The following is a 16573-nucleotide window of genomic DNA, read 5'->3' as shown; positions in this document are numbered from 1 at the left end:
TTCCCGTTACAGAACCCTCTTTACGCACCGTTTCTTCCTTAGGTCGGCACAGAGTCCTTAACGAGTCAGCGCCAATTATGCCGCCCCGCAAAGGTTTGTTACACGGTAAGCCCCTGCCCCGGGACACCGCTGCAAGCAGCACATACAACGCCAATGTGTCAGGGTATAGAAAAAGATTTACCCTATAGATGCACACACAAGATACATTATACGGCAAAGGGAATGTTTGTCAATATAAACTTTTTAATAATTTGGTAATATTCTTGCAAAGAATCATTCCTGCGCACGGAAAGTCAAGACATTTTACCGGGATTGTACAGTGCGCCGCGGCTGTGGTGATGGTATAATAGTCTGGCAAGAGAGGGGTAACAGTATGGCAAAAATCGGCGTGGTAGATGTGGGCGGCGGACTGCGCGGCATTTATGCGGCAGGCGTTTTTGACTGGTGCATGGCACATAATGTGCGGTTTGATTACGGTATCGGCATCTCGGCGGGCAGCGCCAATCTGGCGTCCTATATGAGTGGCCAGCGCGGGCGCAACTACACGTTTTATGCGGAATACTCCCTGCGCAGCCAGTATATGGGCGCAGGCAATATGCTGCACGGCGGGTCCTTTTTGAATCTGCACTATATCTACGGTACCTTGAGCAACGCAGGCGGGGAAAATCCGCTGGATTTTGCAAAAATGAACGCCAACCCGATGGAATGGTATATGATTGCCACCGATGCCATAACTGGCAAGCCAAAATACTTTACACGCGGCGATATGCACCCGGATGATTACCGCGCACTGATGGCGTCCTGCTGCATTCCGGTGGCCTGTAAGCCGATAGAAATTGACGGTGTGCCCTACTATGACGGCGCACTGGGCGATACGATACCGCTGCAAAAGGCTTTTGCGGATGGCTGCGACAAAGTTGTGCTGGTGCTGACAAAGCCTGTGGGCTCCATCCGCGCCGACGGCACAGACCGCAGGCTGGCGCGGGTTATCCGACGCCGGTACCCGAGGGCGGCGGAACAGCTTGCCCTGCGGGCGCAGCATTATAATGAGGGCATTGTTCTGGCACAAAGGCTGGCTGCAGAGGGCAAGGTGCTGATTATAGCGCCGGACGATGTCTGCGGCGTCAAAACACTGACCCGCGACCCGGAGGCCCTGAATAAGCTGTACAGCAAGGGCCTGCACGATGCAGAGGCAATCGCAGATTTTATAAAATAAGAGCCGGAGCAGAGCACCGCAAGAGTACGGTGTTCTGCTCCGGTTTTGTTTATTTAGGGCAATGCCGCATAATTCTAAGTGCCGATGCGGCGAGCGAGAAGTACAAGCTGCTAAGCAAAAAGCTTAGGCAAGATTCAGCCGCTTGGTCATAAACCACTGGGTAAGTGCCCACAGAAGGGCGTCAACCAGAACGACAAGAACAAGCACTGCCAGCAGGATGAGAAAAACAATATTGTCGCTGCCAAGGGAAGCGGCTGTTGCGGTCAAGTCAACACTGTTAAAGTATTTGTACCCGCGGAATGCAAAAATTGCCACCGCCACAAGCGCCGCCATCTGCCCGGCAAAGCCGATGACGAAGTAGGCAGCTATGCTGATTAGCAGCCGCTGCTGGGTGAACTGCGCTGCAAAGGCACAGGCCAGATACATATGCAGCAATGCACCCGCAATACAGACAACAAGAATCAGAAGCAGCAAGGCACAGAACCAAAAATCTCCGGGATTGACAGGGCTGAACTCGGCTGCATTGTAGGACAATGCAGAGATAGCAGCGCAGAGCGAAACGAACAACGCGCCGAAAAGCGTCCAGACTGTGCCGCAGATAACCTTGGTAGCAATATGCTTCCACGGCTGCACCGGCAGGGCCAGCATCAGGTAGCCACTGTCGCCCAGCAGACGGTAAAACTGCCGAACCTCCACAAAATAGCAAATTACAAAAAACACCAACCGGCTGATATAGGCTGCAAAAGTCAGCAGTGCCATCGCAACGCCGGCAAGCGGCATGGAGTCAGCGGTATTCTGAATAAAATAGCCCAGAACGGCGGCAAGCACGTTCAGCACCAGCACGCCGGCTGCGATGGGCAGCACAATGCGGCCTGTTGCTCGGAATTCGTAATGTAAGAGCTTTGTCAGCATTTGTAAACCTCCCGGAAATAAGCGTCTACGCTCTCCCCTGTTTCCTCACGCAGCTCGTCAACGGCGGCCTGGCGCAAAACCTTACCCTCCTGCAGTAGAATGACCTCGTCCAGAACCTTTTCAATATCGCCAATCAGGTGGGTGGAGAGAACCAGCGCGGCATCTTCACTGTAGTTGTGCAGAATGGTGCTTAAAATATAGTCACGCGCGGCGGGGTCAACGCCGCCCAGAGGCTCATCCAGCAGATAGAGCTTAGCGGCGCGGCTCATCGTCAGGCAGAGCTGCATTTTTTCCTGTGTGCCCTTGCTCATGGCGTCAATTTTGTCCCGGCTGTTGATGCCCAAATCCGAAAGCATAGCCAACGCCTTGGCCTTGTCAAAGTCGGCAAAGAAATCATTGTACAGGCTTACGGCGTCACCGGCTGTGAATTCTGTGGGCAGGGCCATACGGTCCGGCAGATAGCTTGTGATTGCCTTGGTGTATACGCCGACCGGCGTCTGGTTAATCAGGACACTGCCCGCCGTGGGCTGTAAAAGCCCGGCGGAGATTTTTAAAAGGGTGGTCTTGCCGCTGCCGTTTGGCCCCAGCAGACCAACCAGCCTGCCGGGCATAACGGCAAAATCAACGCCGTTCAGCGCGGCGCTGCGGCCATAGCGTTTGGTGAGGCCGTGTACCTCATAGACTGCATCCATTGGTTACTCCTTTTCTTGTGTTGGGGGTGCGCTTTCGCGCAGCAATGCTTCGATTTCGGATCCCTCCATGCCAAGTGCCTGCATCTGATGCAGAAATTCCTCTGCCAGAGCCTTGGCGCGGCGGCGGCGCAGGGCACGCAGGGCGGCATCGTCTGCGGTAACGGTGCGTCCCGCCGTGCGCTGGGCCTGCAAAAGTCCGCGGCCTTCCAGCTCCTGCAGGGCGCGTTGCATGGTGTTTGGGTTGACACCCGCGTCCGCCGCCAGCTCGCGCACGGGCGGGATGCGGCTTCCGGGTGGGAACTCCCCGGCCACCAGTGCAAGCTCCAGCTGTTCAATCAGCTGCACATACACCGGGCGTCCGGCTGTGATATTCCAATTCATAGGGCTATGCTCCTTGCTTGTGTTATTGTGTTAAGAGCTTAATACAATAATACACACGTGCAGGGTGTTTGTCAATAGGGAAAACAAAAAATTCCTCTGCCGCAATGGCAGAGGAAAATGATGGGATTTTGTATTGCCCGGCAAAGGCTGACGGCCGGAAGGCGGAGGGGCGGCCACACCCGGCCCCTACAAGGCAGCCCGGTCGCTAACAGGGCGAGTTTAAATATGGTCCTCAATCCATGTCAGGACGTAATCGAACACCTCATCCCGGTTTGTCTCGTTGTGCAGCTCGTGACGGCCGCCCTCATAAATCTGGCAGGTCAGGTCGCGCACACCGGCATCCCCCAGCATGGCCCAGACTTTGCGCACGCCGTTGCCGTAATCGCCCACAGGGTCGGCGTCACCGGCAATCAGCAGAATGGGCAGATTCTTGTCTATCGCTTCTGCCCATGCCTTGGTGCTGACGTGGTTCAGCGTGGCCAGCATTTCGCGGTAGGTTGCGGCGGTGAACTGGAAGGTACACAGCCCATCCGCGTCATAGGCTTTGACAACGTTTTCGTCGCGGGAAAGCCACGCATTCGCGGACTGGGCGTTTTCAATCTTCTTGCAGTAGCTGCCGAAATTCAGCTTGACCATCAGCGGCGAGACATAGCGCGGACCCTTGACCTTAGCAATCAGCCCGGCCAGATTTTGACCAATGACGTTCATAAAGCTGGGGCCTGCCGTGCCGGAAATCACCAGCGCCGTAATGCTTTCCGGCCACTTTTCTGCATACCAGCGTGCGTAAAAGCTGCCCATGCTGTGCCCGTAGAGGATGATGGGCACATCGGGAAAGCGCTGGTGCAGGATGCCGTTCATTGTGTGCAAATCGTTCAGCAGATGGAACCGGCCTTCCGGCTCGCCATAGTGGCCGTGCTCGCCCTCCCGGGCGGTGTCACCGTGCCCCAGATGGTCGTTTCCGGCCAGCGCAATGCCGTGGGCGGCGTAAAACTCTGCCATCGGCTGATAGCGGCGCACATACTCGCACATACCGTGGCTGAGCTGAATGACCGCCCGGATTGGCGTATCCGGGCAGGTGTACAACATAGCGGAGGAGGTGTGGCTGCCATCGGAGGAGGGAAAGGTAATCGTTTCGCAGTGGAGGTTGGACATAAGCGTTCTCCTTCTTTATAAGTTGTGTGTTCGGTTATTCTCCTTTGATTTTTTTCCAGTATTGGGCAAAGGCCTGCTCGTTTTTGTTGTCGCCGGGGATGTAATACTGTTTGTCCTTGATGGCATCAGGCAGATACTGCTGGGGCGTCCAATGGTTGGGATAATCATGCGGGTAGAGGTAGTGCTGACCCTTCACCTTTGCATCAGCGCCGTCATAGTGCTTGTTCTGGAGCTGACGCGGGATAGGGCCGGTGCGCCCGGCCTGAATATCCTCCATCGCGGCAATGATGCCATTGTGGGCCGAATTTGACTTGGGCGCGGTGGCCACCAGAACAACCGCATCCGCCAGCGGCAGGCGGGCCTCCGGCAGGCCGACCGCGTTGGCAATGTCCACTGCCGCCTTAACGATGGGGATAATCTGCGGCCAGGCAAGGCCCACATCCTCACACGCGCAGACCATCAGGCGGCGGCAGGCGCTGGGCAAGTCACCGGCTTCCAGCAGACGGCCCAGATAGTGGAGTGCCGCATCGGGGTCAGAGCCGCGCATCGACTTCTGATAGGCAGAAACAATATCATAGTGGTCATCCCCGAGTTTGTCATACCGCATGGCGGTGCGGGCTGCCACCTGCTGCACCATATCCAGCGTGATGGTGCGGCTGCCGTTTTCCACAGGCGCGGCGGTGACGGCAAATTCCAGATTGCCCAGCGCCTTGCGCATATCGCCGCCCGCGCTCTGCGCCAGATAATCCAGCGCGTCATCGGGGATAAAAATGGGGGTCTTGTCCTCCGCCCCAAGCCGTGCGGCGGCGTTGTGGATGCCGGTGCGGATGTCCTCCGCCGTCAGGGACTTGAACTCAAACACCGTGCAGCGCGACAACAGGGCGTTATATACATAAAAGTAGGGGTTCTCGGTAGTGGAAGCAATGAGGGTGACGGTTCCCTGCTCCACACATTCCAGAAGGCTTTGCTGCTGGCGCTTGTTAAAGTATTGAATCTCGTCCAGATACAAAAGGATACCGCCTGCCGCGCCAAGTGTGCCGATATCCGCCAGCACCGACTTGATATCACTGGTGGAGGCCGTGGTGCCGTTAAGCTTGTGTAGCTGCATACCGCTGCCCGCTGCAATGATGCTGGCCACGGTGGTTTTGCCCACGCCGGAGGGGCCATAGAAAATCATATTGGGAATTTTGCCGCTTTCGACGGTGCGGCGGAAAACCTGATTCTTGCCGAGTAAATGCTGCTGGCCGCAGACCTCATCCAGAGTGCGGGGGCGCAGACGCTGTGCCAATGGCTCCATGTCTTGTTTCCTTTTATAAATAGATTTGTGGTAATGTACAAAAAACATCTCTTGTCTACTCTTGATTATAAAGCACGTACGTGGTAGAATCAAGTGAAAAGATTAGAAACGGAGACAAAGCGGTGACAAAAAAGGAACTTGCAAAAATCTGCATAGAACGGCTCAAGGCGGAATATCCGGCCTCGGACTGCACGCTGGACTATGACCACGCATGGCAGCTGCTGGTTTCGGTACGGCTGGCCGCCCAGTGCACCGATGCCCGTGTGAACGTGGTGGTGCAGGATTTGTTTGCCAGATACCCCGGTGTCAGGGAGCTGGCCGCGGCAGAGCCAGAGGAGATTGAGGCCATCGTAAGGCCGTGCGGGTTGGGCCACAGCAAGGCGCGGGACATTTCTGCCTGTATGCGCACCCTGCGTGACCAATATGACTGCCGTGTGCCCGATGATTTTAATGCGCTGCTGGCACTGCCCGGCGTAGGCCGCAAGAGCGCAAACCTGATTATGGGCGATGTGTTCGGCAAGCCTGCCATCGTCACGGACACCCACTGCATCCGGCTGTGCAACCGTATCGGGCTTGTGGACAACATCAAGGAGCCCGCCAAGGTTGAGAAGGAGCTGCGGAAAATTATTCCGCCGGAGGAAGGCAACGGCTTCTGCCACCGGCTGGTGGACCACGGCCGGGCCGTCTGCACAGCCCGCACAAAGCCCTACTGCGACAAATGCTGTCTGGCCGATGTCTGCCGGGCACGAAAGGATTTTTGCAATGAATAAAACGACGGAAAACCGCCTTGGCGGCGAGCTGCGCAGCCAGCAGACCGCACAGCGCCTTCTGGAGGAGCTGCGCACCGGCCTGTATGCAAGGGCGGCGCAGCTGCCCAGTGAGCTGGAGCTGACCGAGGTGCTGGGCGTTAGCCGCACCGTGGTGCGCGATGCCCTGAGCGAGCTGGAGCGCGACGGCTATCTGGAGCGCGTGCGTGGCATCGGCACGCTGGTCAACCGCGATGTGCTCAAGGTCGAGAACCGCATGGACCAGAAGCTGGAATTCAACCGCATGATCCGTGCGGCGGGCCGTGTGCCCCACAGCGATAACTTGATGGTCACGCGGGAGACCGCAACGCCGGAGCTGGTGGAAAGGCTGGGCCTTGACCCTGCAAAGGAGCACACGCTGGCCGTAATCCGTCGCCGCGTGCTGGCGGATGAAACGCCGGTGCTCTTCTGCACCGATATTCTGCCGCTGGATTTGCTCGGCGGCAGGCGGCTTGACAGCATCGACTTTACCCGCCCGATTTTTGAGATTGCAGAGCAGTATTGCCATGTGGAAGTGACCGAGACGCTCACAACCGTCCACGCGGTGCAGGGCACCCCGGCCATCCGGCGGCAGCTGGGGCTGAAGCCGGAACAGGCGCTTTTGCAGCTGGATGAAATCTGCTATTCCCGCACCTGCAAGCCGGTGCTTTGCTGCCAGACCTGCTACACGGATTTCTTTGACTTTACGATGGTGCGCAAATTGTTTTGATTTTGAACGGCCTATGGCTGTTTGAAATATAGAGTGTTAAACAAAGGGGATTGTGTATGAGACATTTGATTGATCCGGCGGACTTTACGCTGGAAGAAACGCTCAGCCTGATGGACCTTGCCGACCGTATCCACGATGACCCGGCCGCCTACAAGGATGTTGCCGCCCGCAAACGGCTGGCAACACTGTTCTATGAACCAAGCACCCGCACCCGCCTTTCCTTTGAGGCCGCTATGCTGAACCTGGGCGGTCAGGTGCTGGGATTTCCCGATGCGGGCGTTTCCAGCGCGTCAAAGGGCGAGACCGTTGCTGATACAATCCGCGTAATCAGCTGTGTGGCGGACATTGCCGCTATGCGTCACCCCAAGGAGGGTGCCCCGCTGCGTGCGTCCCGCTACAGCCGGATTCCGGTTATCAACGCCGGTGACGGCGGTCACAGCCACCCCTCCCAGACGCTGCTGGATATGATGACCATCCGCCAGCGCAAGGGGCATCTGGATCACCTGACCATTGGCTTCTGCGGCGATTTGAAATTCGGCCGCACGGTGCACAGCCTTATCAAGAGCCTGTCCCGCCTGCCCGGTATGAAGTTCGTGCTTATCTCACCCGAGGAGCTGCGTGTGCCGGATTACATCATCAAGGAAATCCTTGAGCCCAACAACATTCCCTACGTGGAGACCCGCAGCATGGAGGAGGCTCTGCCGGAGCTGGATGTGCTGTATATGACCCGCGTGCAGCAGGAGCGCTTCTTCAATGAGGAGGACTACATCCGCCTGAAGAACAGCTACGTGCTGACCAAGGAAAAGCTGGCACTGGCCCCCGCCGATATGCCGGTGCTGCATCCCCTGCCGCGTGTGAACGAAATCACGCTGGACGTGGATGATGACCCGCGTGCCGCCTATTTTGATCAGGTGCAGAACGGCGTTTATATGCGTATGGCACTGATTATGACTTTGCTGGGTCTGAAGGACCCCAAGACCGGGGAGGTAGCGTTCAATGTTGAAGGTTGATGAGATTCAGAACGGCGTGGTCATTGACCATATCACCGCAGGCACCGGTCTGGCGCTTTACCATATGATGGAGCTGGAAAAGCTTTCCAACGCCAGCGTGGCCCTTTTGCAGAACGTCCGCAGCCAGAAGGACGGAAAAAAGGACATAATAAAGATTGAGGGCGACGTAAGCGGACTGAGCTTTGACATTCTTGCCTACGTTGACCCCAAAATCTCCATCACCGTCATCAAGGACGGCAAGGTGGCAGAAAAGAAGCACCCGGACCAGCCCAAACGCCTGGTCAACGTTATCAAGTGCACCAACCCGCGCTGCATCACCTCCATTGAGGAGGGCTGCGACCACATCTTTGCTCTGACGCACAGCGGCCGCTATCGCTGCATTTACTGCGAGCAGGAGTTCCGCGTCAAGCCGTAAACGAGGTAAACACTATGGACAAGCCGAAATTTCACCTGAACCCCGATGAAGAAATCGTCCGGAACATCCGTGAGGGGCTCAAGCGCACAGGCGGCTATTGCCCCTGTCGTCTGCAGCATATTCCGGAAAATATCTGCATCTGCAAGGAGTTCAAGGAGCAGCTGGCCGACCCTGACTATCACGGCCCCTGCCATTGCGGTCTGTACGTGAAGGACTGAACAACAACAAGAACAGGGCGTTCGCCATTGGGTGAACGCCCTGTTTTTTATACGCAGGCAGCCAACGTATCCTGCGTCAGTATGATACTGCCGTCGGGCGCGGCATCGGCAGTGTAGGCTGTACCGGGATGAGCTGTCCCGGCTGCAATACGGTCAGCAAGGGCCTGTTCTACGGCGCGGCTGACCGTGCGCCGCAGCTCCCGTGCACCGTATGGCGGCACCTTCTCCCCCGCAAGCGCTTTGGCGGCGGCGGGGGTATGGCGCAGTGTGTAGCCCTGCCGTGCGGCGCGCTCCTCCAGCTCACACAGCAGACGGTCGGCAATGCCGGTAAGCTGTGCCGGGCCCAGCGGATCAAACAGGACAACCTCATCAAGGCGGCCCATCAGCTCGGGACGGAAAAACTCCTTTGCCTCTTGTATGGCCTGCTGGCCGCGGCGCTTGTTTTCGGCCGCAACAGCACCGAAGCCCAGCGGCGCTGTCTGCCCGGCGAGACACCGTGCCCCCAGATTGGAGGTAAGCAGGATGATGGTGTTGGAAAAGTCTGCCCTGCGCCCCTGTGCATCGGTCAGGCTGCCGTCCTCTAAAATCTGCAGAAGCAGATTCTGGATGTCCCCGTGCGCCTTCTCGATTTCGTCAAACAGCACAACGCTGTAGGGGCGGCGGCGCACGGCCTCGGTAAGCTGGCCGCCCTCGTCATGGCCCACATACCCCGGCGGCGCACCGATAAGCCGTGCCACGGTGTGGCGCTCCATATATTCGGACATATCAAACCGCAGCAGGGCCTTCTCGCTGCCGAACCAGCATTTTGCCAGTGTGCGGGCCAGCTGGGTTTTGCCTACGCCGGTAGGCCCCAGAAAGAGCATGGCCCCGATGGGTCGCCCGGTTTCCCGCAGGCCGGTACGGCTGCGGCGGATGGCAGACGCCACAGCGGCCACCGCCCGCGGCTGACCGATAACCTCCGCACTGAGACGTTCCTCCAGCTGCGCCAACCGTTCGCGCTCGGCCTCCCCCACACGTTCTGCGGGCACGCCGCTGGCCTTGCTGACAACGTGGGCGATATCGGCAGGGGTCAATGCCTTTTTCTCACTGCCTTTTTCGGCAATGCGGCAGGCCGCGGCGGCTTCATCCAGCAGGTCAATGGCCTTGTCGGGCAGATAGCGCCCCGGCAGATACCGCACACTGAGCTCCACAGCGGCATGGATGGCCTGCGGCGGAATCGAAACACCGTGGTAGCGCTCATAGCGCGGCATCAGGCCGTTCAGGATAGCCTCGGTATTCGCCGGGGTCGGCTCCTCCACCATCACCTTGCCGAAGCGGCGTTCCAGTGCAGAATCCTTCTGGATGGTCTTGCGGTACTCCTCCGGCGTGGTTGCGCCGATAAGCTGGATTTCCCCACGGGCCAGCATCGGCTTCAGGATGCTGGCGGCGTCAATGGCCCCCTCTGCCGCACCGGCCCCGGTAATGATATGAATTTCATCAATGAACAGAATCGTCGAACGGTCCCGGTAGAGCTCCTCCAACAGATTCTTGAAGCGCTCCTCAAAATCGCCGCGGTACTTGGTGCCCGCCACCATAGAGGCCATATCCAGCGCCAGCACCCGCTTGCCGCGCAGGGCGGGCGTTATCTGCCCGGAGGCTATCCGCTGCGCCAGCGCTTCGGCAAGGGCGGATTTGCCGACACCCGGCTCCCCCAGCAGGCAGGGGTTGTTCTTCTGGCGGCGGCACAGGATTTCCACCATGCGTTCCAGCTCCTCCTCCCGGCAGAGCACCGGGTCCAGCCGCCCCTCCTGCGCAAGGCGGGTGAGGTCACGGCCGTATTTTTCGCTGGGGCGGCCGCTGCGGCTGGTCGACATACGCGGCTGTGCGGGCAGCACCTGTTGGCCCGAAAGCTGGCGGCACTCCCGCGCTGCCTGCGGCAGCTCCACGCCAAGGGACGCCATCCAGCGGCTTGCCGTGCAGGCAGAATCCTCCAATATGGCGCAGAGCAGATGCTCATTTTCAGCCCTGGCCGCGCTGGCGGCGTGCGCGCCCAGTACCGCAAATTCCATTGCCTTACACAGCTCCGGGGCAATATCCTGCCGGTGCAGCCTTCGTGGACTGCCCACCGGGCGCTCGGCCCGGCAGTCTGCCAGCGAGGCGGCGGTCACCCGCTTGCGGCGCAGAAAATCCGCCGCAGTGCCCCGCGCTGTCTGTACCAGCGCCAGCAACAGGTGGCCGGTGTCGGCCTGACTGCAGCCCTGCTGCCCCGCCAACACGAGCGCTGTGTGTACGGTATGCGCCGCCGTATGGGAAAAACCTTTATATTGATAGAACCAGAACATCCGCATTTCCTCCTCTGTGAAGTGCCCAATGAAAGTATAGACGCCAGGCAGATAAATAATCATCGAAATCGGGCGGATTCTGCAATGACAAATCAGTAAAATGGTGGTATAATAAACCAGTTACACAATTTTCTCTTTCAGAGGTGGTTTCAATGCACAAATTGATGCGCTACATCAAGGGTTACGAAAAGCAAGCCCTTCTTGCACCGCTGTTCAAAATGCTGGAAGCCTGTTTTGAGCTGTTCGTGCCGCTGGTCATTGCCAGTATCATCGACACCGGAATCAAAAACGGTGATGCGACCTTCATCTGGACGCGATGCGGCCTGCTGGTGCTGCTGGCGGCAGTCGGTCTGGCCAGCAGCCTGACAGCACAGTGGTTCTCGGCCACGGCGGCGCTGGGCTTCGGCACGGCCTTGCGAAAGGATTTGTACCGCCATATCGATACGCTGAGCTACAGCGAGCTGGACGGTATCGGCACCCCGACGCTGGTTACGCGTATGACCAGTGACATCAATCAGGTGCAGAACGGCGTAAACCTGACGCTACGTCTGCTGCTGCGCAGCCCATTCATTGTGCTGGGTGCGCTCATCATGGCGTTCTCCATCAGCCCGAAGCTGACGCTGCTCTTTGTGCTGGTGACGGTTGTGATATCGCTCATCATCTGGGGCATTATGCGTCTGACCGTGCCCATCTACCATGAGGCCCAGAACGGCATGGACCGTGTGACCCTGCTGACCCGCGAAAACTACGTGGGTGCCCGCGTGGTGCGTGCCTTCGCCCGTCAGGCGGATGAGCTGGCGGCCTTTGTGGAGACGAATGACCACCTGAAAAAGATTCAGATTTCCGCCGGGCGTATCTCGGCCCTGATGAATCCCCTGACCTATCTGGTTGTCAATCTGGGCGTTATTGCCCTGCTGCTGCGCGGCGGCAGTGAGGTCAATAACGGTACGCTGACGCAGGGCGAGATTATCGCGCTCATCAATTATATGAGCCAGATTCTTGTCAACCTGCTTCGTCTGGCAGACCTTGTGGTCTCTGTCACACGCGCACTGGCCAGCGGTATGCGTGTCAATGAAATTCTGAACACCCATTCCACCATGACAGACCCCGGCACAGCAGAGCTCGCAGCAGACGCGGAAAATGCCGTTTGCTTTGACAACGTAACCTTCACCTACCGCGGCGCCGCCGCACCCAGCCTGACGGATATCAGCTTTACGGCCAGAACCGGCGAGACCATCGGCATTATCGGCGGCACAGGCAGCGGCAAGTCAACGCTGATTGATTTGATCTGCCGCTTTTATGATGCCGACAACGGCGGCGTTACGCTGTTTGACCATGATGTAAAGCAGTACAGCTTTGCACAGCTGCGTGGGCTGGTCGGCATTGTACCACAGCAGGCAGTGCTGTTCACTGGGACGATTCGCGATAATATGCAGTGGGCCGCCCCCGGCGCCACGGATGAGGAAATCTGGCAGGCTCTGGAAATTGCACAGGCGGCAGAGTTCGTCCGCGGGAAGCCGGGTATGCTGGACGCCCCGGTCGAAACCGCAGGGCGCAACTTCTCCGGCGGTCAGCGCCAGCGTCTGACGATTGCCCGCGCACTTGTGCCCAAGCCGCGGATACTGATTCTCGATGACAGCGCCTCGGCGCTGGATTTCGCAACAGATGCCGCCCTGCGCAAAGCCATCAAGGAAAAAACGCAGGGTATGACAGTGTTCATCGTCTCCCAGCGTGCAGCCAGTGTGCAGCGTGCAGACCACATTTTGGTGTTGGACGACGGCCGTCTGGTGGGTGATGCACCCCACGCCGAGCTGCTGCACAGCTGTGAGGTCTATAAGGAAATCTGCCTGAGTCAGCTGAGCAAGGAGGAGGTGGCAAAAACGCTATGAGCAAGCAAAACAAGAAAAGCAATCAGAATACCATCCGCCGCGTTTTGCAGCTGATACGCCCGTACACGCCACTAGTCATCCTGACGCTGATTCTGGCACTGATTACCGTGGTGACTACCCTGCTGGCTCCTGTGCTGACCGGCGATGCCGTGGATATGATTCTCGGCCCCGGTGCAGTGGACTTTGCAGGGCTTGGCAAGCTGGCACTGGAGATTGCTGGCACGATTCTCTGCACTGCCGTGGCCCAGTGGCTTATGAATGTGGTAAACAACCGCATTACCTTTCAGGTGGTGCGGGATATGCGCGTCAGGGCCTTTGAGCAGCTGGAGCTTCTGCCGCTGAAGTATATGGACGCGCACCGCCCCGGTGACGCCATCAGCCGTATTACCACCGATGTGGAGCAGTTCAGTGACGGCCTGCTGATGGGCTTTACCCAGCTGTTCACCGGCGTGCTGACGATTTTAGGCACACTTGGCGTTATGCTAGCCATTGATTGGCGCATTGCACTGGTGGTTGTTGCACTCACCCCGCTGTCCATCTTTGTGGCGCGTTTCATTGCGACACACACCTATTCGATGTTCAAGGTGCAGAGCGAGACCCGTGCCGAAATGACCAGCCTTGTGGAGGAACTGGTCGGCAACGAACACCTTGTCCGCGCCTTCGGCTATGAGCGCCGAGCCGAAGAGCGCTTTGACAAAATCAATCTTGATTTGCAGAAATGTGGCGTTCGTGCCATTTTCTTTTCTTCCCTGACAAACCCCTGCACCCGCTTTGTGAATGCATTGGTCTATGCCGCGGTGGGCGTGCTGGGCGCCTTTGTTGCGATTGCGGGCGGCATTACGGTTGGTCAGCTGTCGGTCTTTCTGAACTATGCCAACCAGTATACAAAGCCCTTCAATGATATTTCCGGCGTTATGACCGAGCTGCAGAACGCGCTGGCCTGCGCACAGCGGGTGTTTGACCTGATTGACGAGACCCCCATTACACCCGATGCCCCGGGGGCTATTGCCCTGCCCCATGGTGCCGGCAGCGTGGAGTTTGACCATGTGAAATTCCGCTACATGGACGATGTGCCACTGATTGAGGATATGAATCTGAAGGTTATGCCGGGCCAGCGGATTGCGTTGGTTGGCCCCACCGGCTGTGGTAAGACCACGCTGGTCAATCTGCTGATGCGGTTCTATGAAATCAACGGCGGCACACTGCGGGTGGACGGCCATCCCATTGACGAGGTGACCCGCGACAGCCTGCGCGCCAATCTGGGCATGGTGCTGCAGGAAACGTGGCTGAAGGCCGGTACGATTGCCGAAAATATCGCCTACGGTAAGCCGGACGCCACCCGCGAGGAAATCATCGAGGCCGCCAAAAAGGCCCGCGCCCACAGCTTTATCTGCCGTATGCCCAATGGCTATGATACGCAGGTGGCGGAGGACGGCGGCAACATCAGTCAGGGCCAGCGGCAGCTGCTCTGCATTGCGCGTGTGATGTTGCGCCGCCCGCCGATTCTGATTCTGGATGAGGCAACCTCCAGCATTGATACCCGCACCGAGGTTCTGGTGCAGGACGCCTTTGAGGAGCTGATGAAGGGCCGCACGAGCTTTATTGTGGCCCACCGTCTGTCCACCATCAAAAACGCTGACCAGATTCTGGTGATGAAGGCCGGCAACATCATTGAGCGCGGTACGCATGAGGAACTGCTGGCGCAGGGCGGCTTCTATAAGCAGCTGTACGAAAGCCAGTTTGCCAAGGCGTAAGCATATAGGGAAAGTACAAAACAAAAAGGAGAATGTAAGTATGAGCAACATTACGATTCCCGAAGGCTACCAAAGCCTGCTGGGGCTTTATGACACCCAGAAGGCCATCGGCCTAATCAAGACGATTTTTCAGGAAAAGCTCTGTATGGCACTGCACCTCAAGCGCGTCACCGCGCCCCTGTTTGTTATGCAGGGCAGCGGCCTGAACGATGATCTGAACGGTGTAGAGCGCCCGGTTGCCTTTGATGTGCCCAGCCTGAACGAGCAGGCCGAAATCGTCCACAGCCTTGCCAAATGGAAGCGCTACGCGCTGTACAAGTACGGCTTCCGCCCCGGTCAGGGCATTGTGACGGATATGAACGCCGTCCGCCGCGATGAGGAGCTGGACAATCTGCACAGCATTTATGTGGACCAGTGGGACTGGGAGCGTGTTATCACTGCCGACCAGCGCACGCTGGAATTTCTCAAGGAGACGGTGCGCGACATTGTGGATGCTGTTTGTGCAACCTCTGACGAGCTGCGCTGGAAGTTCCCGGAGCTGAAAAACGCAATCAGTCTGGGCCGTGAGGTGACCTTCATCACCACGCAGGAGCTGGAGGACGCCTACCCTGACCTGACCCCGAAACAGCGAGAAAATGCCTTTGCCAAGGAGCACGGTACCATCTGCATTATGCAGATAGGCGGCAAGCTCAAGAGTGGCAAACCCCACGATGGCCGCGCCCCCGACTACGATGATTGGGCCTTGAACTGCGATATTCTGTTCTGGCATAAGCCGCTGGGCTGTGCGCTGGAGCTTTCCAGCATGGGTATCCGCGTGGATGCCGATGCCCTGCGCCGCCAACTGGAGGCTGCCGGCTGCCCGCAGCGCAAGGAGCTGCCCTTCCACAAGATGCTGCTGGACGGCACACTTCCCTTGACAATGGGCGGCGGCATTGGCCAGAGCCGCCTGTGTATGCTGCTGTTGGGCAAGGTTCACGTCGGCGAGGTTCAGGTCAGCCTGTGGGATGAATCCACCGTGCAGGCCTGCAAGGCCGCAGGCGTAGAGCTGCTTTAATACTTGACAAATTACTGCCGATTGTGGTATTATATAAAAGTACCCGCTAGTATAGCACAATTGGCAGTGCAGCTGATTTGTAATCAGCAGGTTGTAGGTTCGAGTCCTATTACTAGCTCCAAACGATTGTGAAAAATAAAGATGCAATGTACAGTGCAATATAGAACAAACCTTATTGTGACGCTGTTCATGTATAAGGCTCTATGTTGCACACATTCCATAAGAGTTTTTCACGCAATCCAGAGCGCTCCTTGTATAAATATGCAAGGAGCGCTTTTGTTTATAATAGCCCCTATGGTTGAGCCATAGGGGCTATTCTTTACAGTCGAATCAGTTTATTCTCACGCAGCTTTTGGTTATCACCCAAGACGCATGCGTATTCATAGTTCAGCTTCCGACACTCTTCTTTCAATGAAAGGTTCTCTGCTTTCAATCGGTTGTTATCATTTCTTGATTTCGAGAGCAAACACTTCAGACGTTTTACTTCATTTTCTAACGCTGTAATAGTACCAGTAGAATCACATGACACAGAGTCAGGATTGAACTCAGGATATTGTAACAGATGTTGCTGTACATAAGGCTGATGGATTGTTCTTAGTGGGATACCGCTTGCGTCGCTTAATGCTTTCTTTGTGATTGACAGGTGTGATTCCTTTAGGTATTGATATGCCTCATCGATTTTCGATAATTTTTCCTGTCGCTTGCTCTCTTGGTATGTGCGAATACCTTCATTTTGTGTTTTCATGT

16 protein-coding genes and 1 tRNA gene are annotated in these 16573 nt (G+C 57.2%); 10 read left to right on the top strand and 7 right to left on the bottom strand.

The window, feature by feature from the left end; translation table 11 throughout:
- The first annotated feature begins 373 nt into the window (after nt 1-373).
- Entirely contained in the window at nt 374-1216 is an 843-nt protein-coding gene (locus NE623_RS01105) for a patatin-like phospholipase family protein (RefSeq protein ID WP_256271040.1), read from the top strand.
- 123 nt (nt 1217-1339) lie between these two features.
- On the opposite strand, the gene NE623_RS01100 is transcribed toward NE623_RS01105, so the two are convergent.
- The 5 genes from NE623_RS01100 to NE623_RS01080 all read right to left on the bottom strand — a co-directional run bounded on the left by NE623_RS01100 (nt 1340) and on the right by NE623_RS01080 (nt 5650).
- Nucleotides 1340-2128 carry a hypothetical protein gene (locus NE623_RS01100; protein ID WP_256271041.1) on the bottom strand — a complete coding sequence of 263 codons (789 nt, stop codon included), beginning with the start codon at nt 2126-2128 and terminating at the stop codon, nt 1340-1342.
- Complete coding sequence (locus NE623_RS01095; RefSeq protein WP_256271042.1) at nt 2122-2820, bottom strand: ABC transporter ATP-binding protein; 699 nt, start codon at nt 2818-2820, stop codon at nt 2122-2124. Before NE623_RS01095 ends, NE623_RS01100 begins: the two co-directional genes overlap by 7 nt.
- 3 nt (nt 2821-2823) lie before the next feature.
- A complete protein-coding gene (locus NE623_RS01090) occupies nt 2824-3201 on the bottom strand; it encodes a GntR family transcriptional regulator (RefSeq protein WP_256271043.1) in 378 nt (125 codons plus the stop codon).
- 219 nt (nt 3202-3420) lie between these two features.
- Nucleotides 3421-4353, bottom strand: coding sequence for an alpha/beta fold hydrolase (locus tag NE623_RS01085; RefSeq protein ID WP_256271044.1), 933 nt, complete (start codon nt 4351-4353; stop codon nt 3421-3423).
- Nucleotides 4354-4387: 34 nt separating this feature from the next.
- Nucleotides 4388-5650 (bottom strand): replication-associated recombination protein A, encoded by a 1263-nt coding sequence (locus NE623_RS01080; protein ID WP_256271045.1) that lies wholly within the window; start codon nt 5648-5650, stop codon nt 4388-4390.
- Between the two features lie 122 nt (nt 5651-5772).
- Here NE623_RS01080 and NE623_RS01075 point away from each other — a divergent pair, with 122 nt between their 5' ends.
- From NE623_RS01075 to NE623_RS01055, 5 genes are read left to right on the top strand one after another with little or no spacing between them, the layout of a single operon-like run.
- Nucleotides 5773-6420, top strand: a complete 648-nt coding sequence (locus tag NE623_RS01075) for an endonuclease III domain-containing protein (RefSeq protein ID WP_256271046.1) — start codon at nt 5773-5775, stop codon at nt 6418-6420.
- Nucleotides 6413-7165, top strand: a complete 753-nt coding sequence (locus NE623_RS01070) for a GntR family transcriptional regulator (protein ID WP_256271047.1) — start codon at nt 6413-6415, stop codon at nt 7163-7165. Before NE623_RS01075 ends, NE623_RS01070 begins: the two co-directional genes overlap by 8 nt.
- A gap of 56 nt (nt 7166-7221) precedes the next feature.
- Nucleotides 7222-8175 (top strand): aspartate carbamoyltransferase, encoded by a 954-nt coding sequence (pyrB, locus tag NE623_RS01065; RefSeq protein ID WP_256271048.1) that lies wholly within the window; start codon nt 7222-7224, stop codon nt 8173-8175.
- Nucleotides 8162-8590 carry an aspartate carbamoyltransferase regulatory subunit gene (locus NE623_RS01060; RefSeq protein ID WP_256271049.1) on the top strand — a complete coding sequence of 143 codons (429 nt, stop codon included), beginning with the start codon at nt 8162-8164 and terminating at the stop codon, nt 8588-8590. Before pyrB ends, NE623_RS01060 begins: the two co-directional genes overlap by 14 nt.
- Nucleotides 8591-8604: 14 nt before the next feature.
- Nucleotides 8605-8808 carry a ferredoxin-thioredoxin reductase catalytic domain-containing protein gene (locus tag NE623_RS01055; protein WP_256271050.1) on the top strand — a complete coding sequence of 68 codons (204 nt, stop codon included), beginning with the start codon at nt 8605-8607 and terminating at the stop codon, nt 8806-8808.
- Nucleotides 8809-8855: 47 nt separating this feature from the next.
- On the opposite strand, the gene NE623_RS01050 is transcribed toward NE623_RS01055, so the two are convergent.
- Complete coding sequence (locus tag NE623_RS01050) at nt 8856-11129, bottom strand: ATP-dependent Clp protease ATP-binding subunit (protein WP_256271051.1); 2274 nt, start codon at nt 11127-11129, stop codon at nt 8856-8858.
- Between the two features lie 152 nt (nt 11130-11281).
- Between NE623_RS01050 and NE623_RS01045 the strand changes: the two genes are divergently transcribed.
- From NE623_RS01045 to NE623_RS01030, 4 genes are all read left to right on the top strand, one after another.
- On the top strand, nt 11282-13018 hold the full coding sequence (locus NE623_RS01045; RefSeq protein ID WP_256271052.1) for an ABC transporter ATP-binding protein: 1737 nt from the start codon (nt 11282-11284) through the stop codon (nt 13016-13018).
- Entirely contained in the window at nt 13015-14772 is a 1758-nt protein-coding gene (locus NE623_RS01040; protein ID WP_256271053.1) for an ABC transporter ATP-binding protein, read from the top strand. Before NE623_RS01045 ends, NE623_RS01040 begins: the two co-directional genes overlap by 4 nt.
- A gap of 40 nt (nt 14773-14812) precedes the next feature.
- A complete protein-coding gene (gene asnA / locus NE623_RS01035) occupies nt 14813-15826 on the top strand; it encodes an aspartate--ammonia ligase (protein ID WP_256271054.1) in 1014 nt (337 codons plus the stop codon).
- 45 nt (nt 15827-15871) lie between these two features.
- A tRNA-Thr gene (locus NE623_RS01030) sits at nt 15872-15947 on the top strand.
- Between the two features lie 198 nt (nt 15948-16145).
- Here NE623_RS01030 and NE623_RS01025 read toward each other — a convergent pair.
- Nucleotides 16146-16571 (bottom strand): hypothetical protein, encoded by a 426-nt coding sequence (locus NE623_RS01025; protein ID WP_256271055.1) that lies wholly within the window; start codon nt 16569-16571, stop codon nt 16146-16148.
- Nucleotides 16572-16573: the final 2 nt, after the last annotated feature.

The organism is Gemmiger formicilis, from assembly GCF_024462815.1.
GTDB lineage: Bacteria > Bacillota > Clostridia > Oscillospirales > Ruminococcaceae > Gemmiger.
This window is presented reverse-complemented; position numbering and strand designations above follow the sequence as displayed.